This window comes from Bacteroides sp. HPS0048 (assembly GCF_964240755.1).
In the GTDB taxonomy this organism is placed as follows: domain Bacteria; phylum Bacteroidota; class Bacteroidia; order Bacteroidales; family Bacteroidaceae; genus Bacteroides; species Bacteroides nordii.
Map to the genome: position 1 here is coordinate 38,701 of NZ_CAXSVC010000004.1, position 16,028 is coordinate 54,728.

Here is a 16,028-nt window from a genome sequence, read left to right on the forward strand (position 1 = left end):
GCTGTTATTTATATTGATAATTAATTTATATAATCATAAATAAATAAACGATATGGGTAGGCGCAGCCAGTTGGAGCATCAGGTATCTGTTGCTCAGGAAAGGATTAAAAAGGCTCCTAAAGATACTCCCAAAGATATTATAAAGCTGTGGGAACAGGAGTTAGTCGATTTGGAAATTGAATTAAATAACCTGGTTGATGGTGAAGAAGATAACAATGACTGATCGGGATGTAAAATAAAGGGTTCGTCTGACAAATGCGTAATGGTCAAAAAAGCAATTACAGCATTTATTTAAGAAGAGTATGTGAGACAGGATATGAATGTTTGTCCTGGTGTAATCGGTTGATTTATAGCGACTATTGACCTTGTGTTTAAAGGAGGACAAGGGTGTACACTTATATAAGTATTAATTGTACACTTTTATCATGCAAGAATGTACGTTCTTGATAAACTAAAATGTACACTCTTGTAAAGTAAATCAGAAATGTTAAAAAAACGCATTAACAATATTAATGAATTATATATTTGTCGGATGAATCCAATAAAAAAATAGAGTTTTTAGCTGCTATATTTAAAGAGGCTTTTCGGGGTACAGAAAGTAATGCCCGAAAAGCTTCTTTTTTGTTTATAATCGTCATACAAATGTGTGGTTTTATTGACATACATCAAAAACCAGAGCTTTGAAATCTATTTTTTGCTTTAGATCAATTCAATCGTAACATTTCTGCATTACATTTGCAGTGTTTTCAAGGTATAATATTAAATGTTTAAATTATGAAATGGGTAAAAAGATTGTTAGATAGAATCGGAAATGCCGATTCTATGATTTGGGGGTATGTGATGCTCCATGAGTAAAAAAGTTGTTATCAGAATTTTATTGAAAGAAACGTTTGAAAAAGGAGCCCGGTAGTTGCCGGACTCCTTTTTGATTGTATAGAGATCAGATCTGTATCTTAGTTCTGTTTCTTTTTGAACAGTAAATCCGTAAAGAAATACCCTGCTTCTACTGCAACAATTCCAATTACTGCTCCTCCCACTACATCGCTTAACCAATGCCTGTTATTAAGCTGGCGGGTAATACCTGTAACTACGGCCGGTAAATAGGCCACTACACTTACCAGGATACTTTTCCTGCCATATTCCTTGTACAACAAACATGCTGATGTAAAAGCGGTTGCCGTGTGCCCCGAAGGAAAAGATAGCAAATCAGATCCGTCCGGTCTTAATACTCCAGCCAATGACTTGATTGAAGAAACAGTAATTACCATCAATGCAAATGAAAAAACAGTAGCAACCAACATTTGTGTCCAGTTACTTCGACTCTTTATTCCTGCTATTTTTAATCCGAACATAATTGTTAGCGGAAGATATGGCAGAAAATCATCATAACGGTAGGCAAAAGAAGGAATATGTGTATTACGAAGATTATATATGTACTGATTCGCGCTTTCTAAGCCCCCATATCTTAAAGCACACAATGTCAATATACAAATTAATATCCAAAGAAATAGTTTACGGAAATTCGTCATACCCTCATCTGATTTTGTTGTAAATAATGCTCAAAGGTATTAAAAGATATCGGATATAAAGTCGATTGTTATTAAACAAAAACATATTTCTATATGATTTTAAGATTGACAAATGACCGGAATTGTATCACTCTACATCATTTTGCAATACAAATAAGAAGGAATTAGTTTCAGAAGCAATGCTATGTATCTCCAGCGTTTGGATATATAGTATATTTTCTTTTTCCGTGTAATAGCTTTGTATATCTGGCGTACTGCTTTATCAAGAGGTGTCACCCAAAATAAGCCTTCACCTTTTGCCATAGCTGTATCAACGAAACCGGGGCGTATATCTGTGAGATATAGAGGATAAGGTAATTTTGCAGCTTTCTGCCTTAGCCCTTCGGTGTAGTTCATTTGAAATGCTTTGGTTGCATTATATGCCGGGGCAACACCACTTCCGCGAATACCGCCAATGGAAGATATAACAACAAGTTGTCCTGACTGCTGGTGTTGAAAGAATAGGAAAGCCCAATCCGCAATATTAGTAAATCCAATTACATTTGTCAGAAGAGTAGGTTTCTCCAGCCGATAGTCCAATTCTGGATTTACTTCCCCCACACCGGAACAAATCACCAGAATATCCATACCTCCCATTTCATTAGTGAGTGTATTGAGTTGATAAAGTGTATCATTGTCATTGGTAATGTCACATACTCTGTAATGGCAATCTTCACTTTGTGAACAGATCTCCTGTAACATTAATTCCCGGCGACCAACAATGCCGACAATACACCCTTCATTTATATAAGTCTCTGCCAATCCACGTCCAATGCCGGATGTAGCACCTATGATAATAACCTTTTTCATTTTCATTTTTTATCGTCCGGTACAAAAGTATCCCATCAGAATAAAAAAAGTCTTGATTGAAATCAAGATTTCAGAGTCTGTTCAAATTTTCTTCTCGTATGCTCTATTAAAACCAACTATTTATAAAAAAAGATATCTCTGACTTTATTTTCTGTTTTCATGACAATTAATAATTGTCTCCGTTTTTATGTTTATGCAAATTGTTATATCTTATGGATGGTTAGTTTTTTCCTCTACGAGAATCGACCCGTTCCTCGTAGAGTTTCGACCCGATCTCCGTAGAGAAACGAGGTGATTCTCGTAGAGGAAAAAATAGACTATATAACACGTTGATTATCAATATTCTTATAACATGTTGAAATGTTGTGCATTTTCAATGTTCAAATCATCCTTTATCTGTCTATTTAGTATTTATGTGCATCTGAAATTATAACACATCTTGGATTCCTTTATATAGTCCCTGTTAATAAGGTTATTGCTTGTGAATCGGACAATGATAGAGAAAACTGATTAAAGTTTAGACAGGCTCTTACTTTTGTACTAATTTTCTTCGGAGTCTGCTTAGTGTTTCAGGACAGATCATAAGATAAGATGCCAGTTCTTTGAGGGAGATAAGATTGAGTAACGCAGGACAACGGTCAAGGATTTCTATATAACGTTCTTCGGGTGTCATGCTATACATAGCAATCATACGGTCGTATACTTCCCACAGTAATGTTTCTGCAATACTTCTGCTCAGCCGTTGATTTTCAATGTTCTGTTCGTAGAATTGAGTGATCTGCTTGTTTGAAACAACGTATACGGAGCAATCACATAGTGCCTGTATCTCAACATTTGAATGGTCTTCAAGACGACAAGCCGGATAATTGCCAACAAAGGAATTTTCGAATGTGTATCCTACTACTTTGCTTTCCCCCGAACTATTGATACAACAATAACGAAAAGAACCGGAAACAACATACCCCATTTTATAGCAAACTTCACCTTGACGGTTGAAGTATTCTCTTTTTTTATAATGCATCAGTTCTCCGTTCTGAAGTGCGAATTCTATTATTGCAGAATAATCAATTTTGGATGTATATTTATTGAAATCACTCACTGTTACTTTATTTATTTTACTGTACAAAGTTACAGAATATATTGAAAAGTAACAGGAGTGTATTCTATTAATCCGTCACATTCCTTTTTTAATCCCCAGTTTCAGGAGCAGAGCATTCATAGGGAAAGCACAAATAAAACCGAAGAGCATAGCAATTTGCATCATGAACCAAAATTGCCATGAATCTTTTGCTAACGGGAAATTTACAAATAGTATGAAATAAACAATGGCCATCCAACCATACATGCCTACCTGCCAGGAGGTCAATGAGAGGAAATCTGCTTTAAAAGCACGGGTTATACCTTTTGATACCGAGATTTTTTCCATCTCCCGAATGGCATAGAATTGAAAATAAACTCCTATTATCAAAGCCAGAATGAAATCAAGTATCCAATTCCCTAAAATCATGCTACCACCAATGCTTATAGGAATATAATGTGTAATCCACTCTCCGATAATATCTGCTAATGTACATCCTGCCCCACAGTGTAAAGTGGAAAGAGCCACGGACTGCCATTGTGGATGAGCATTGCTCATATCCATTTCCATATTCATGTCCATTTTCATGCTTTCGCCGGTCATTTCCTGTTCAGGCATTACCATTTTAGAGGTTTTACTTTGCCCAAATTTATTGTAAGCCCATAGTGCAAGATAACTTCCCCATAATGCAGTTAATATCCACACTACATTCATTATTTTCATAGATTGTTTATGGCTGGTAAGATCATATGCGATATGAACGGCAATACCAATTCCGGAACATACAAAAAATACAGCAATCAGATTGAACATACTTTTATAGTTTTAAAATAATTGTAAGTACAACAGTCGCTTTTTTAAATGGTTCACTCTACCGGTAGTAAATAAACAGAGGGTCCCGGTATTTGCAGAAATATCGGGACCCTTTGTTTCTAAAATTTGGTAATGTGTTATCCGCAGTGGAAAAACTCTTCCACTAATTCCATCATCTCTATGGGTTTATCCTTTATATCACTACGCAATGTGCTGTCATTGTATGCACGCAGCTTAGTGATAATACCGTCAATCATAGCCGGACTGAATACATTGTACTTTTCAAAGAAAGCACGTTGTTTCTCGAGACAATCTGCAGATGCTGCACAACTATCCGGAAGTTGTTCCAGCGTTTTCAGCTTATCTGCATTCTCTTGTTTATGGATATTCACATTGACATAGGTCTTTTCGGCTATATCCAGCGCATTTTCCATTTCAAAACCATAACGGCAGGCTACTGCAAGTCCGGCTATCAATTGATAGATATCTGCCGAACCATCCGGAGAACGCATTTCTACAGTTTGCTTCTGAGTAGTGTCATAATTGGCTGGTTTCTCCAATGGATTGGCCAACATACACATATCAGTTTTAGCCGACCAGCCTAATGGTACACGTACTAATACCGAACGGTTACGATCTCCCCAACAAATATTGGTAGGTGCCTCCTGATGCGGTACCAGACGGAAGTAAGAAGTTGGATTCGTATTTCCAAAAGCAGTGATAGAAGGTGCAAGTACCATCATACCGGCAATTGCTTTACGGGCGGTTTCGGACAGTATACCCTCTTTTAGCATCTGGTTTTGTCCGTCTTTCATGATACGCATGTGGATATGCAGGCCTGATCCTGCTTTTCCAACAGTAATTTTGGGAGCGAATGTAATGTTGTATCCATAAGAAAAAGCCAGGTTACGAATTACCCATTTGGCGATCATCAACTGATCTGCTGCATCTTCTGCACGTACCGGAAGGAATTCTATCTCATTTTGTTCATATATCATGCCATCCAGTGCAAAGTTGCCAACTTCCGAATGGCCATATTTAATTTGTCCTCCCGTTTGTGCAATATATGCCATGCACTCTGTACGGAAATCATTAAACTTGGCATAAGGAGCTGACTCATGATAGCCACGCTGATCTGTTGCCGGAAACATATCTTCATCTTCTGAAATCACATAGTACTCCAACTCTCCCATTGCCTGAAATTCCATACCGGTTACATCCTTAAAAGCCTTACAAGCTTTATGTAATGTATATTCGGGAGAACTCTCTAAAGGTTCACCATCTTTATTAAAGAAAGAACAAAGCATGGAAACTGTTGGCAATTCTGCAAAAGGATCAACAAAAGCTGTACGGAACCGGGGAATTACATATAAATCACTACTACCTGCTTCTATAAATGGGAACAGACTGGAGCCATCCACACGTTCGCCACATGTCAGGATTGCATCTAAATAGGCAGCATTGTTGATGACAAAATTCAAAGTCTTCAATCGTCCGTCTGCTGCAGGATACATGAAATTGATCATCCGGATGTCATTCTTCTGAATATAAGTGATGATGTCAGCTTTCGTAAATTCGGAAGCTGGTTTTTGAAGGAAGGCCACCAGCGAATGGGGACTCATTGATAGTTCTTGGTTCATAATACGTCGGTTGTTTTTTATTGTTACATGGTTAACAGTTATATTTTGAACCAAAGATAACAAAAAGTTAGTTAGTCAAGTTATATATGTTGATAATAAAACACCTTTACTTAACAAATGTTAGCGATTCGGCTATTATCTTCTTTTTCCAGCTATTTAACGCTTGTTCATTGATAAATACCATTCTTTATCTTAAATTTGCGAATATTGCCCTTCTACTTAGTACGAACTTTTAAAAAAAATCAGAAAATGGAAATAAAGACATTTGTAGCAAACTATCGGGAAGCTTTTGGAGAGACGGCAGAATTACCAATTGTATTTTGGTACTCTGATACTCCTGAAAGCCAGACAGAAAAGATCAATGGTTGTTTTTTTAAGAACATGAAAAAGGTAAGAGACGGACATATTATCAGCTTAAATGCAGATGTCATCGGATGTGGTGGTGGAAAGTTTTATACCGGTTTTACCGATATGCCGGAACATGTGCCGACTTTTGTTTCCCTGAAAGAGAAGTACAAACAGACACCGGAAATGGTAACAGAGTTTATTGAACGTCTGGGAGTGCCAAGGGCTACAAAGAACTATCTCCACTTTGCGCCTATAGATAAGGTAGATACTTTTGATCTAATTGAAGGAATCTTATTTCTCGCAACACCCGACATGCTTTCCGGACTTACAACATGGGCTTGTTTCGATAATAACTCAGAGGATGCGGTGACATCACAGTTTGGCTCCGGTTGTAGCACTGTAGTGACTCAAACAATTCTTGAAAACCGGAAAGGTGGAAGAAGAACTTTTGTGGGCTTTTTTGATCCGTCCGTGCGCCCTTACTTTGAACCGGATGTATTAAGTTATACAATTCCTATGTCCCGTTTTAGGGAAATGTATCAAACCATGCGTAGTAGTTGCCTGTTCGACACTCATGCCTGGGGAAAAATCAGAGAGCGCATGCAACCTCAATAAAAAAATAAAACTAATATGGATTCTATCATAGTTAGAAAATTGGCAGAACATGAAAAAGTTACTGCAATGCAATTGTCATGGGATGTTTTTGTAGAGTTTGATAATACGGATTGTAGTGAAGAAGGATTGAGAAACTTCCGTAATTTCATTGATGATAAAGAAATGGTGGACAGTCTTGATGCTTATGGTGCTTTTGATGGTAACAAACTTGTGGGCATCATTGCAACAAGAAGTACAGGAAGTCACATCTCATTATTTTTTATAAACAAGGAGTTTCACTGCCGGGGAGTAGGTCGTAGTTTATTCAATTTAGTTTTAGAAAATAGTAATGCAAAAGAAATTACTGTCAATTCCTCTCGCTATGCTGTGGGATTCTATCACAAGTTGGGATTTACAGATGTTGAAAAAGAGCAGTTGACAGATGGAATCAGATATACTCCAATGAAATACATACGACAAAAATAAAAAAGATAATAACGTTATGCCCTATACGCATTTTGGAAAACAAGCAGATGTATTCAAACATGTCATCTTGTGTGAAGTACTAAAGAGAGAAAAACCGGACCTATATGTAGAGACGAATTCCGCTTGTGCAGAATATATGCTAAGTAATAGTTTGGAGCAACAATATGGTATCTGCCATTTTTTGAATAACGTATCAGAATATAATGAATTTACCGATTCAAATTATCTGAATCTGGAAAGAAAGGCATACCGGGATCATTTGTATTTAGGTTCTCCCGGATTGGCCATGAATATTCTGAATTCTCCTTCGGATGAATTGCTTTTCTTTGATATCGAAAAGGAACCTTTGAAAAACATTGAAGCATTTGCCCAACGAGACGGATTTAGAAACCGAATAAGAACATTCAATCAGGATTCCATCAGAGGAACGGTGGAGCTATTACCGTCTCTTCCTGTCTCTTCTTTTATACACATTGATCCGTATGAAATAGATAAATCCGGAGAACCGGGAGGTTTTACTTATTTTGATGTGTTTCTTGAAGCGGCACAGGCAGGTATAAAGTGCTATTTATGGTATGGCTTTATGACTTTGAGTGTGAAAGAACAATTGAATGCATATATTCTTAATGGCCTCCGAAAAAATAAAATAAAAGGATGTGCTTGTGTAGAGTTAATTCTTGAAATAATAGAACGAAATACCATTCCTTGTAATCCGGGAATACTTGGAAGTGGAATATTAACAGCCAATTTATCGAAGGATAGTAACACTATTCTACAGGATTATAGTAACCTGTTGGTCAATATGTATCAGGGAGCAATTTACAACGGAACTAACGGAACTTTATACAAAGAAGTCATTTTATAGCTTGAAAAAATAATTATTTAGTATTTCGTTTAGTGTAGACCTGCTGTGTTTTTGTACATTTGCAGCCAATTTCACGAATATATAGATAACAAAAGGTCATAAAATGATACAAAATCCACAACGTCCGGTCAGTTCAATTGCTTTTCCTATATTGATAGCACTAAGTATTTCTCATTGTTTGAATGACTTATTGCAATCTGTCATAACTGCAACCTATCCCCTGTTCAAAGATGATTTAGCTTTGAGTTTTGCTCAAATCGGGTTGATTACATTGGTTTATCAAATGTCGGCATCGGTATTCCAACCTGTATTCGGTCTTTTTTTTGATAAACGTCCGGTAGCATGGACGCTTCCCGCAGGGATGCTTTTCACAATGACAGGGATGTTGAATCTTGCTTTTGCTTCCAATCTGCATTGGGTGCTTCTTTCGGTGTTTCTGATTGGTATCGGTTCTTCTGTTCTTCACCCGGAAGCATCACGCATCACTTCACTTGCTTCCGGAGGACGAAGGGGGCTTGCACAATCTTTGTTTCAGGTAGGTGGCAATCTGGGTGGTTCATTAGGCCCTCTGTTGGTGGCATTATTGGTTGCTCCTTATGGTCGTCATCACATAGCTTTGTTCGCTATTTTGGCATTCTTGGCCATTTTAGTAATGATTCCTGTTTGCAGATGGTATAAAAAGTATTTAAACCGGATAAAATGTGAATCTGTCACAATGAATACACATCTTGCTATGCCATTGCCAATGAACAAGACTGTTTTTTCTATTACACTTCTGCTTATTCTGATTTTCTCCAAATATATCTATATGGCAAGTTTGAACAGTTATTATACGTTCTATCTGATTCATAAGTTTGGAGTCAGTGTGCAACAGTCACAGCTTTTCCTTTTTGTCTTTTTGATTGCTACGGCTATCGGAACACTGGTTGGAGGTCCTATTGGAGATCGTATCGGGCGGAAATACGTTATCTGGGTATCAATTCTTGGTACAGCCCCTTTCAGTATGTTAATGCCTCATGTAGGCCTTGTATGGACAGTAGTACTTAGTTTTTGTGTAGGTCTGATGCTCTCATCAGCATTCCCGGCTATTCTGTTATATGCACAGGAATTACTACCTAATAAACTTGGATTGATTTCCGGTTTGTTTTTCGGTTTTGCCTTCGGAGTTGCTGGTATCGCATCTGCAGTGCTGGGGAATATGGCAGACAGATTCGGCATTGAAGCTGTTTATAATGTTTGTGCTTTCATGCCTTTGCTTGGGTTGGTTACCTGGTTTCTGCCAGATTTGAAAAAAGTGAAACAATGATGCGTAATATGAAAATAAAGAAAACTGGCAGGTGGAGAAGAAGAATCAAATGGGCTATTCCAATCGGAATACTTTTGATTGTTGCAATGACAATGGCCGCTAATTACACTGTTGAATATGCTACTGACTCATTGGTCTATAAGGAGCCGGCCTCCATTCCTTATAACAAAGTCGGACTATTATTGGGAACTTCCAAAACATTGCGTTCCGGTAATCCTAATCAGTATTTCCGGAACAGGATACAGGCTACTGTTGCTCTCTTTAAAGCACGGAAAATAGATGCGATTGTTATTAGCGGTGACAACAGTCGTGAGGGATATAATGAACCCGAAGACATGCAAGCTGAATTGCTGAAAGAAGGTATTCCTAAAAATAAAATCTATCTGGATTATGCCGGTTTTAGGACGCTTGATTCTGTAGTACGTATGGAAAAGATCTTCGCCCAATCCAGTTTTACCGTCATATCTCAGGATTTTCATAACCGCCGGGCCATTTATATAGCCCAAGCCAGGGATTTGCAGGTAGTAGGTTTTAATGCAGAAGATGTGAATGCTTACAGTGGTTTTAAAACACAGCTCCGCGAAAAATTTGCAAGAGTTAAATTATTCCTGGACTTATATACAAATAAGAGCCCTAAATATCTGGGAGAAAAAATTATTATTAAATAACATATATATCTATTTTTCCATCTATGGTTTAAATGAGTGAGCGGTTTATATAAAATAATACCTCTAAAAACTTTTCAATCAATAATTTGTTGTTCTTTTAATGTAAAAAGAAAAGGACTTTGGCAGCCTACTATATTGAAACAGATAAGATTGATACAAAACCAGAGAAAAAAATGATGGATAATATAATTTTTACAGGAGCACATGAACATACTATAGAAACTGTGCCAGATATGATATTTGTGTATAATGAACAAGCTACACTTTTGAACATTATTAATCCCAGCTGTAACTTACCATTTAATCCGGAGGGAATGATTGGAAAAAAAATAGAGACTTTTTTAGATTGGGAAACGGGACGAATTTGTATGAAACATTTTCGGAAAGCTATTGCTTCCGGAAAGTCTGAGTTTTTTGAACTTGATCTGGAAGAAAACGGGAATAAGCATTGTTATGAAATCCAAATCTCCCCGATTGACAGAGATAGAGTAATAATGACCGCACATGATATTCCTCAGGCATATATCTCACAACTGGAGTTAGAACGCACACAACTCTCTCTTAACCGGGCTAAAGAAGAACTTGAGACCAGTAATTCAATACTTTCATCTGCTTTGAGCATTGCCGAAGTATTGCCATGGACTGCTGATCTGGTGACGCATACTTTCTCTACCGATTATAATCTTTATCACCATGAGAGTGCTTCGGGACCTGATGATAATGGGAAATACAACATTTCTATTGATGAATATCTGAAAAAAGTTCATCCGGACTTCCGTGAACATATTTCGACTGTATTCAGAGAATTACGTGAAGGAAAACGAACCGAATTTCATGAAGTGTATCAGATACATTGGTATAATGACCGTGAATATGAATGGGTAAATAAGCAAGGAACTGTTTTCAGGTATGATGTAAAGGGACGTCCCATTAGTGTGATCGGTTCAGGTATGGTCATTACGAAACAAAAAAATATGGAAGAGTCTCTAAGGCTTGCCAAAGAACAGGCAGAACAAAGTAATACACTGAAATCTGCTTTTTTAGCAAATATGAGCCATGAAATCAGAACCCCACTAAATGCAATTGTTGGGTTCTCAGAGTTATTGACGGAAACAGATAACCCGGAAGAGAAAAAAGAGTATGCAGATATTATTTTGAACAATAATGCTCTTCTTTTGCAGTTGATCAGTGATATTCTGGATTTGTCTAAGATCGAAGCAGGTACTTTAGAATTTATTTATTCTGATATTGATTTGAATAATCTATTGGTCGAGGTAGTACAAACCGCTCAAATGAAAGCAAACAATCCTGAACTGGAGATTGCCTTTACTGACCATCTGCCGGAATGTGTGGTAAATAGTGATCGAAACCGTTTGTTACAAGTGATACACAATTTTGTAAACAATGCTATTAAATTTACTCCCCAAGGACATATTCACATAGGTTACAAGCTAAATCCATCAGGTGAACTCTATTTTTATGTAGAGGATACAGGATATGGTATACAAGCTGAAAAGGTGAACGAGGTATTTGAACGTTTTGTTAAATTAAACAGTTTTATACAGGGAACAGGTTTGGGACTTTCTATTAGTAAAACCATTGTTTCTCATTTGGGTGGCAATATAGGAGTTTTCTCACAGGAAGGTGAAGGTTCTACTTTCTGGTTTACTTTGCCGGCAAAAAGTATCGTTTCCATGAGCGAAAAGTAAATATCTGTTCTTCTAAGAAAAAAGAACTCTTCTGTAATAGAGAAAAAGAGTGGGCAACAAATCATTTGTTTACCCACTCTTTTTTTGTAACCTCAGAATTACTAATTTTCAGGAATTATCTCATTGATACATGATAGTGCATTCAATGTACAGAGAAAACCAATATACGGTATGCACTTTGTAATATATTTCTTTATTAATCATTTTTTCAATACTGCACAGGCTATCTACAGTGTAAAATTATTCCGATTTTACCAATAGATTGTTATACCGATTACTGATATATATACCTTTATTACTGATTTATGAAATTCGATAGGGTAAGCAAAGAAAAAACTGTTATTTTTGCATCAACATTAAAGATTGTTGAACTATGGGTATCAGCATAATAACATGATTTTTCCAATGAATAATCAAAAAAACACGCAAGAATGGAAACATTGGCACTGAGAGATGGGGATATACTTCCAACACAAGAAGTCTTAGAAGCTGTTTTGGGTAGTAGTTATCCGGCGTTTGAAGAATTGAACGCTTTGTTGATTTCTATGGAGATACGGCCGGAATGGAATTATTACAGAGATGGTAAAGCCTGGTTGTGTAAAATGATGTTCAAGAAGAAGAATATGGGTTGGTTGCATGTTTACGATGGATTCTTCAGAGTATCATTTTTTTTCATGGAAAGACACTTATCTGCTATTGCAGATCTGAATATATCAGATTATATAAAAGAAGATTTTTATGAGATGAAACCCGTTGGCAAATTACTGCCAATGTCAATAGTAGTTGGTGATAAAGAAAAGCTGGAAGATGTTTTAACTGTTTTACGCTTTAAAAGGAGTTTGAAATAAAAGAGGGAGGCTCTTTATTAATATTCTCTCAATCTTTATAGAAAATGTATCAATAACTATTCAGTATATTTTTTATAGAACAATAAATAAAGAACAAATGATATATTTGCAATGTGCTATTGAAATATCTTTTTTAATTTACCTTTGATGGCATATGCGCTACATGAATTAAAATTATGAACACTTCAAAAGTTTATTTTACGAATTTACGGACTACACCTACCTCCAATCTACTTGACAAAATGGAGCGGCTGATAAAGAAAGCTGGTATTGGAACCATACCTCTTAAAGATAATTTTGTGGCTATTAAAATCCATTTTGGGGAGCCGGGAAACCTGGCATATATACGTCCGAATTATGCAGCACGAATGGCCAACCTATTACGTAGTTTTGGCGCAAAACCTTTTTTGACAGATTGTAATACACTGTATTCCGGGCAGCGTGCCAATGCCGTTGACCATTTACAGAGTGCAATGGAAAACGGTTTTAACCCGATATCGGCACAATGTCAGGTCATTATAGCTGATGGGCTGAAAGGTACTGACTGCAAGGAAATTCCACTAAAAAACGGAGAGTATTGTAAAGCTCCCAAAATAGGAACGGCTATTGCCGATGCTGATGTTATTATTAGCATGAATCATTTCAAAGGGCATGAGCAAACAGGATTTGGCGGTGCTTTGAAGAATCTCGGAATGGGATGTGCCAGCGTAGGTGGAAAGTTGGAGTTGCATAGTGCTTCTCAACCCCGAATCAATATCGATAATTGCAAAAGCTGTAATATCTGTGTAAAACATTGTGCACATGATGCCGTACATTTGAATGTAAATCGTAAAGCAGAAATCGATTACGAAAAATGCATCGGATGCGGTCAATGTGTTGCTCTGTGTCAGTATGATGCAGCTGTAATGGGTGACGAAGATACCTCTGAACGCCTGAATTACAAAATAGCCGAATACTCACTTGCTGTAGTTAAAGGTAAACCGCACTTCCATGTGAGTTTTATTATGAATGTATCTCCGGAATGCGATTGCTGGAATCATAATGATGCTGCTATTGTCCCCGATTTAGGGATCTTAGCATCTTTTGATCCGGTAGCTCTGGATAAAGCATGTGCCGACTTAGTGATACAAGCACCTATCCTGCATAGTGGAAACCGCTTATCTGACAAACATGAACAGGATGATTTATGCGGTTGTGATAAATTCCATCTGATGCATCCCGATACTGACTGGTTGGCTGGATTAAAACATGCAGAGAAAATAGGATTAGGAACAATGGATTATGAATTAATTCGTGTGTGAAATTAAACCATTCTTTAAATATACAATCTAATTTTAAATACAATGTTATCAATCAAAAACAGAATAGAAATGGAAACAACAGTTAAACTTTATTCTTTGAATTACAGTAATGTGAAAACGTATTTGTTCGCTTTGCTATTTGTAGCAGGCAATATTGCATTACCTCAATTGTGTCATTTGGTGCCTGCCGGTGGTCCTACCCTATTGCCTATTTACTTTTTCACACTGATTGCATCGTATAAATATGGTTTTCGTGTAGGCTTACTGACTGCTATTTTATCACCAGTTATCAATCATTTACTATTTGCAATGCCTGCAGCTGCTGCACTGCCTGTTATCCTTACTAAATCTGCTTTACTTGCGGGAGCTTCTGCATTGGCTGCCCGTTATGCAAAAAAAGTTTCGTTATTAGCCATCCTGCTTGCAGTACTGTCTTATCAGGTTGTAGGTACAGCCCTTGAATGGGCCTATTTAGGAGACTTCTTTGCTGCTGTACAAGATTTCCGTATAGGTGTTCCGGGAATGCTTATTCAATGGTTTGGTGGTTATGCATTGCTCAAAGCTATTGCAAGAATCTGACAATATGGCAAAAACGTTTGATGAGGTGATGGAACGTTTTCGTTCTATCGCCTTCGAGGATGAATTTGATATGATTGTAGCCATTGCCAATGGTGGAATTGTTCCGGCGGGTATCATTAATCAGCGTTTACAAAAAGAGATTCATTTGCTGAAAATCAATTTGAGAGACGAATATCAACATCCAAAGTATGATCAGCCCAAACTTCTGGCACCAATTGACTTCGATTTCAGAGATAAACGTATTCTCTTGGTGGATGACCGTATAAAAACCGGTTCTACTATAAAATTAGCCAAGGAATTGATGCAAGAAGCCAGAATGATAAAAACTTTCGCCGTTAACGGAAATGCGGACTATGCTCTTTTTGATGAAGCTTGTTTTAAATTTCCGTGGATTGTCTGAATAGTAGATTGTAAATAGATAACGTACCTATGTGATACAGATCGGATCATGGTCATGACTGTAGGGAATAAATTAAAAATAAAAGATGGACAGAAGAGATTTTCTGAAAACAGTAGCGATAGCGGGTGCGGCAATGACTATACAGCGCTCAGAAGCAATGGAAGTACTGACACAAGCCGTAAATAATACTGGTAAACCAGATCTCGTAGCTGTAATGGGTGGCGAACCGGAAGTGATGTTCCAGCGTGCAATTACTGAATTGGGAGGTATGAAACAGTTTGTGAAACCGGGACAGAAAGTTGTGGTAAAACCCAATATAGGATGGGACAAAGTTCCGGAATTGGCAGGCAATACCAATCCTAAGTTGGTTGCTGAAATTGTAAAACAGTGTTTTGCCGCCGGAGCCAAAGAAGTTACTGTATTTGACCATACTTGTGACGATTGGCAAAAATGCTATAAGAACAGCGGAATTGAAGCTGCTGCTAAAGCTGCCGGAGCCAAAGTAATGCCTGCCCATCTGGAATCATATTACCGTTCTGTGGATTTGCCAAAAGGAAAAAATCTGAAGAAAGCCAAAATACACGAAGCTATATTGAATAGTGATGTATGGATCAATGTGCCTGTCTTAAAAAATCATGGTGGTGCAAACCTTACTATTTCGATGAAAAATCATATGGGAATAGTATGGGATAGAGGTTATTTTCATAAGAATGATTTGCAACAATGCATAGCTGATATCTGTACTATGCAAAAAAAGGCAGTATTGAATGTGGTAGATGCTTACCGTATTATGAAAACCAATGGTCCGCGTGGACGTTCTGCCTCAGATGTTGTACTGGCTAAAGGTCTTTTTATCTCACCTGATATAGTAGCCGTAGATACAGCTGCCGCTAAATTTTTCAATCAAGTACGCGAAATGCCTTTGGATACCGTAGGGCATCTTGCCAAAGGGGAAGCCTTGAAAATAGGTACAATGAATCTGGACAAACTGAACGTGAAGCGAATTAAGTTATAA

At 37.3% G+C, this 16,028-nt stretch carries 17 protein-coding genes; 12 read left to right on the forward strand and 5 right to left on the reverse strand.

Going from position 1 to position 16,028, the window contains the following annotated elements:
* The first annotated feature begins 52 nt into the window (after positions 1-52).
* A complete protein-coding gene (locus tag ACESQI_RS04355) occupies positions 53-223 on the forward strand; it encodes a hypothetical protein (RefSeq protein ID WP_007485580.1) in 171 nt (56 codons plus the stop codon).
* 730 nt (positions 224-953) lie between these two features.
* Here the strand turns inward: ACESQI_RS04355 and ACESQI_RS04360 are convergent.
* The 5 genes from ACESQI_RS04360 to ACESQI_RS04380 all read right to left on the reverse strand — a co-directional run bounded on the left by ACESQI_RS04360 (position 954) and on the right by ACESQI_RS04380 (position 5,909).
* Positions 954-1,529 carry a phosphatase PAP2 family protein gene (locus tag ACESQI_RS04360; RefSeq protein ID WP_007485578.1) on the reverse strand — a complete coding sequence of 192 codons (576 nt, stop codon included), beginning with the start codon at positions 1,527-1,529 and terminating at the stop codon, positions 954-956.
* A gap of 132 nt (positions 1,530-1,661) precedes the next feature.
* Complete coding sequence (locus tag ACESQI_RS04365; protein WP_007485577.1) at positions 1,662-2,378, reverse strand: SDR family NAD(P)-dependent oxidoreductase; 717 nt, start codon at positions 2,376-2,378, stop codon at positions 1,662-1,664.
* A 529-nt stretch (positions 2,379-2,907) separates the two neighbouring features.
* Complete coding sequence (locus ACESQI_RS04370) at positions 2,908-3,477, reverse strand: Crp/Fnr family transcriptional regulator (protein ID WP_007485576.1); 570 nt, start codon at positions 3,475-3,477, stop codon at positions 2,908-2,910.
* Positions 3,478-3,552: 75 nt separating this feature from the next.
* Positions 3,553-4,269 carry a DUF4396 domain-containing protein gene (locus ACESQI_RS04375; RefSeq protein WP_002560302.1) on the reverse strand — a complete coding sequence of 239 codons (717 nt, stop codon included), beginning with the start codon at positions 4,267-4,269 and terminating at the stop codon, positions 3,553-3,555.
* A 137-nt stretch (positions 4,270-4,406) separates the two neighbouring features.
* Positions 4,407-5,909: a glutamine synthetase family protein gene (locus ACESQI_RS04380; protein WP_002560303.1), complete on the reverse strand. Its 1,503-nt coding sequence runs from the start codon at positions 5,907-5,909 to the stop codon at positions 4,407-4,409.
* Between the two features lie 249 nt (positions 5,910-6,158).
* Here ACESQI_RS04380 and ACESQI_RS04385 point away from each other — a divergent pair, with 249 nt between their 5' ends.
* The 11 genes from ACESQI_RS04385 to ACESQI_RS04435 all read left to right on the forward strand — a co-directional run bounded on the left by ACESQI_RS04385 (position 6,159) and on the right by ACESQI_RS04435 (position 16,028).
* The gene (locus tag ACESQI_RS04385) at positions 6,159-6,872 is read left to right on the forward strand and encodes a DUF169 domain-containing protein (protein ID WP_002560304.1); all 714 of its coding nucleotides are present in this window, start codon (positions 6,159-6,161) and stop codon (positions 6,870-6,872) included.
* 15 nt (positions 6,873-6,887) lie between these two features.
* Positions 6,888-7,337, forward strand: coding sequence for a GNAT family N-acetyltransferase (locus ACESQI_RS04390; protein ID WP_044157790.1), 450 nt, complete (start codon positions 6,888-6,890; stop codon positions 7,335-7,337).
* Between the two features lie 16 nt (positions 7,338-7,353).
* Entirely contained in the window at positions 7,354-8,202 is an 849-nt protein-coding gene (locus ACESQI_RS04395) for a hypothetical protein (protein ID WP_182416651.1), read from the forward strand.
* Between the two features lie 103 nt (positions 8,203-8,305).
* Complete coding sequence (locus tag ACESQI_RS04400; RefSeq protein ID WP_007485574.1) at positions 8,306-9,508, forward strand: MFS transporter; 1,203 nt, start codon at positions 8,306-8,308, stop codon at positions 9,506-9,508.
* Positions 9,508-10,176 carry a vancomycin high temperature exclusion protein gene (locus ACESQI_RS04405; RefSeq protein ID WP_229127590.1) on the forward strand — a complete coding sequence of 223 codons (669 nt, stop codon included), beginning with the start codon at positions 9,508-9,510 and terminating at the stop codon, positions 10,174-10,176. Before ACESQI_RS04400 ends, ACESQI_RS04405 begins: the two co-directional genes overlap by 1 nt.
* A 173-nt stretch (positions 10,177-10,349) precedes the next feature.
* The gene (locus ACESQI_RS04410) at positions 10,350-11,885 is read left to right on the forward strand and encodes an ATP-binding protein (protein ID WP_373125494.1); all 1,536 of its coding nucleotides are present in this window, start codon (positions 10,350-10,352) and stop codon (positions 11,883-11,885) included.
* A 431-nt stretch (positions 11,886-12,316) separates the two neighbouring features.
* A complete protein-coding gene (locus ACESQI_RS04415) occupies positions 12,317-12,733 on the forward strand; it encodes a DUF3788 family protein (RefSeq protein WP_002560311.1) in 417 nt (138 codons plus the stop codon).
* 176 nt (positions 12,734-12,909) lie between these two features.
* Positions 12,910-14,034: a DUF362 domain-containing protein gene (locus ACESQI_RS04420; RefSeq protein ID WP_373125495.1), complete on the forward strand. Its 1,125-nt coding sequence runs from the start codon at positions 12,910-12,912 to the stop codon at positions 14,032-14,034.
* Between the two features lie 69 nt (positions 14,035-14,103).
* Positions 14,104-14,613: a hypothetical protein gene (locus ACESQI_RS04425; protein ID WP_044095258.1), complete on the forward strand. Its 510-nt coding sequence runs from the start codon at positions 14,104-14,106 to the stop codon at positions 14,611-14,613.
* A 4-nt stretch (positions 14,614-14,617) separates the two neighbouring features.
* Positions 14,618-15,013, forward strand: coding sequence for a phosphoribosyltransferase (locus ACESQI_RS04430; RefSeq protein ID WP_002560314.1), 396 nt, complete (start codon positions 14,618-14,620; stop codon positions 15,011-15,013).
* A gap of 85 nt (positions 15,014-15,098) precedes the next feature.
* A complete protein-coding gene (locus tag ACESQI_RS04435) occupies positions 15,099-16,028 on the forward strand; it encodes a DUF362 domain-containing protein (RefSeq protein ID WP_007485570.1) in 930 nt (309 codons plus the stop codon).

Coding starts and splice junctions, on each gene's coding strand:
- ACESQI_RS04355 (WP_007485580.1), top strand. CDS start 53: ATGGGTAGGCGCAGCCAGTTGGAGCATCAGGTATCTGTTGCTCAGGAA.
- ACESQI_RS04360 (WP_007485578.1), bottom strand. CDS start 1,529: ATGACGAATTTCCGTAAACTATTTCTTTGGATATTAATTTGTATATTG.
- ACESQI_RS04365 (WP_007485577.1), bottom strand. CDS start 2,378: ATGAAAAAGGTTATTATCATAGGTGCTACATCCGGCATTGGACGTGGA.
- ACESQI_RS04375 (WP_002560302.1), bottom strand. CDS start 4,269: ATGTTCAATCTGATTGCTGTATTTTTTGTATGTTCCGGAATTGGTATT.
- ACESQI_RS04380 (WP_002560303.1), bottom strand. CDS start 5,909: ATGAACCAAGAACTATCAATGAGTCCCCATTCGCTGGTGGCCTTCCTT.
- ACESQI_RS04385 (WP_002560304.1), top strand. CDS start 6,159: ATGGAAATAAAGACATTTGTAGCAAACTATCGGGAAGCTTTTGGAGAG.
- ACESQI_RS04390 (WP_044157790.1), top strand. CDS start 6,888: ATGGATTCTATCATAGTTAGAAAATTGGCAGAACATGAAAAAGTTACT.
- ACESQI_RS04395 (WP_182416651.1), top strand. CDS start 7,354: ATGCCCTATACGCATTTTGGAAAACAAGCAGATGTATTCAAACATGTC.
- ACESQI_RS04400 (WP_007485574.1), top strand. CDS start 8,306: ATGATACAAAATCCACAACGTCCGGTCAGTTCAATTGCTTTTCCTATA.
- ACESQI_RS04405 (WP_229127590.1), top strand. CDS start 9,508: ATGCGTAATATGAAAATAAAGAAAACTGGCAGGTGGAGAAGAAGAATC.
- ACESQI_RS04410 (WP_373125494.1), top strand. CDS start 10,350: ATGATGGATAATATAATTTTTACAGGAGCACATGAACATACTATAGAA.
- ACESQI_RS04415 (WP_002560311.1), top strand. CDS start 12,317: ATGGAAACATTGGCACTGAGAGATGGGGATATACTTCCAACACAAGAA.
- ACESQI_RS04420 (WP_373125495.1), top strand. CDS start 12,910: ATGAACACTTCAAAAGTTTATTTTACGAATTTACGGACTACACCTACC.
- ACESQI_RS04425 (WP_044095258.1), top strand. CDS start 14,104: ATGGAAACAACAGTTAAACTTTATTCTTTGAATTACAGTAATGTGAAA.
- ACESQI_RS04430 (WP_002560314.1), top strand. CDS start 14,618: ATGGCAAAAACGTTTGATGAGGTGATGGAACGTTTTCGTTCTATCGCC.
- ACESQI_RS04435 (WP_007485570.1), top strand. CDS start 15,099: ATGGACAGAAGAGATTTTCTGAAAACAGTAGCGATAGCGGGTGCGGCA.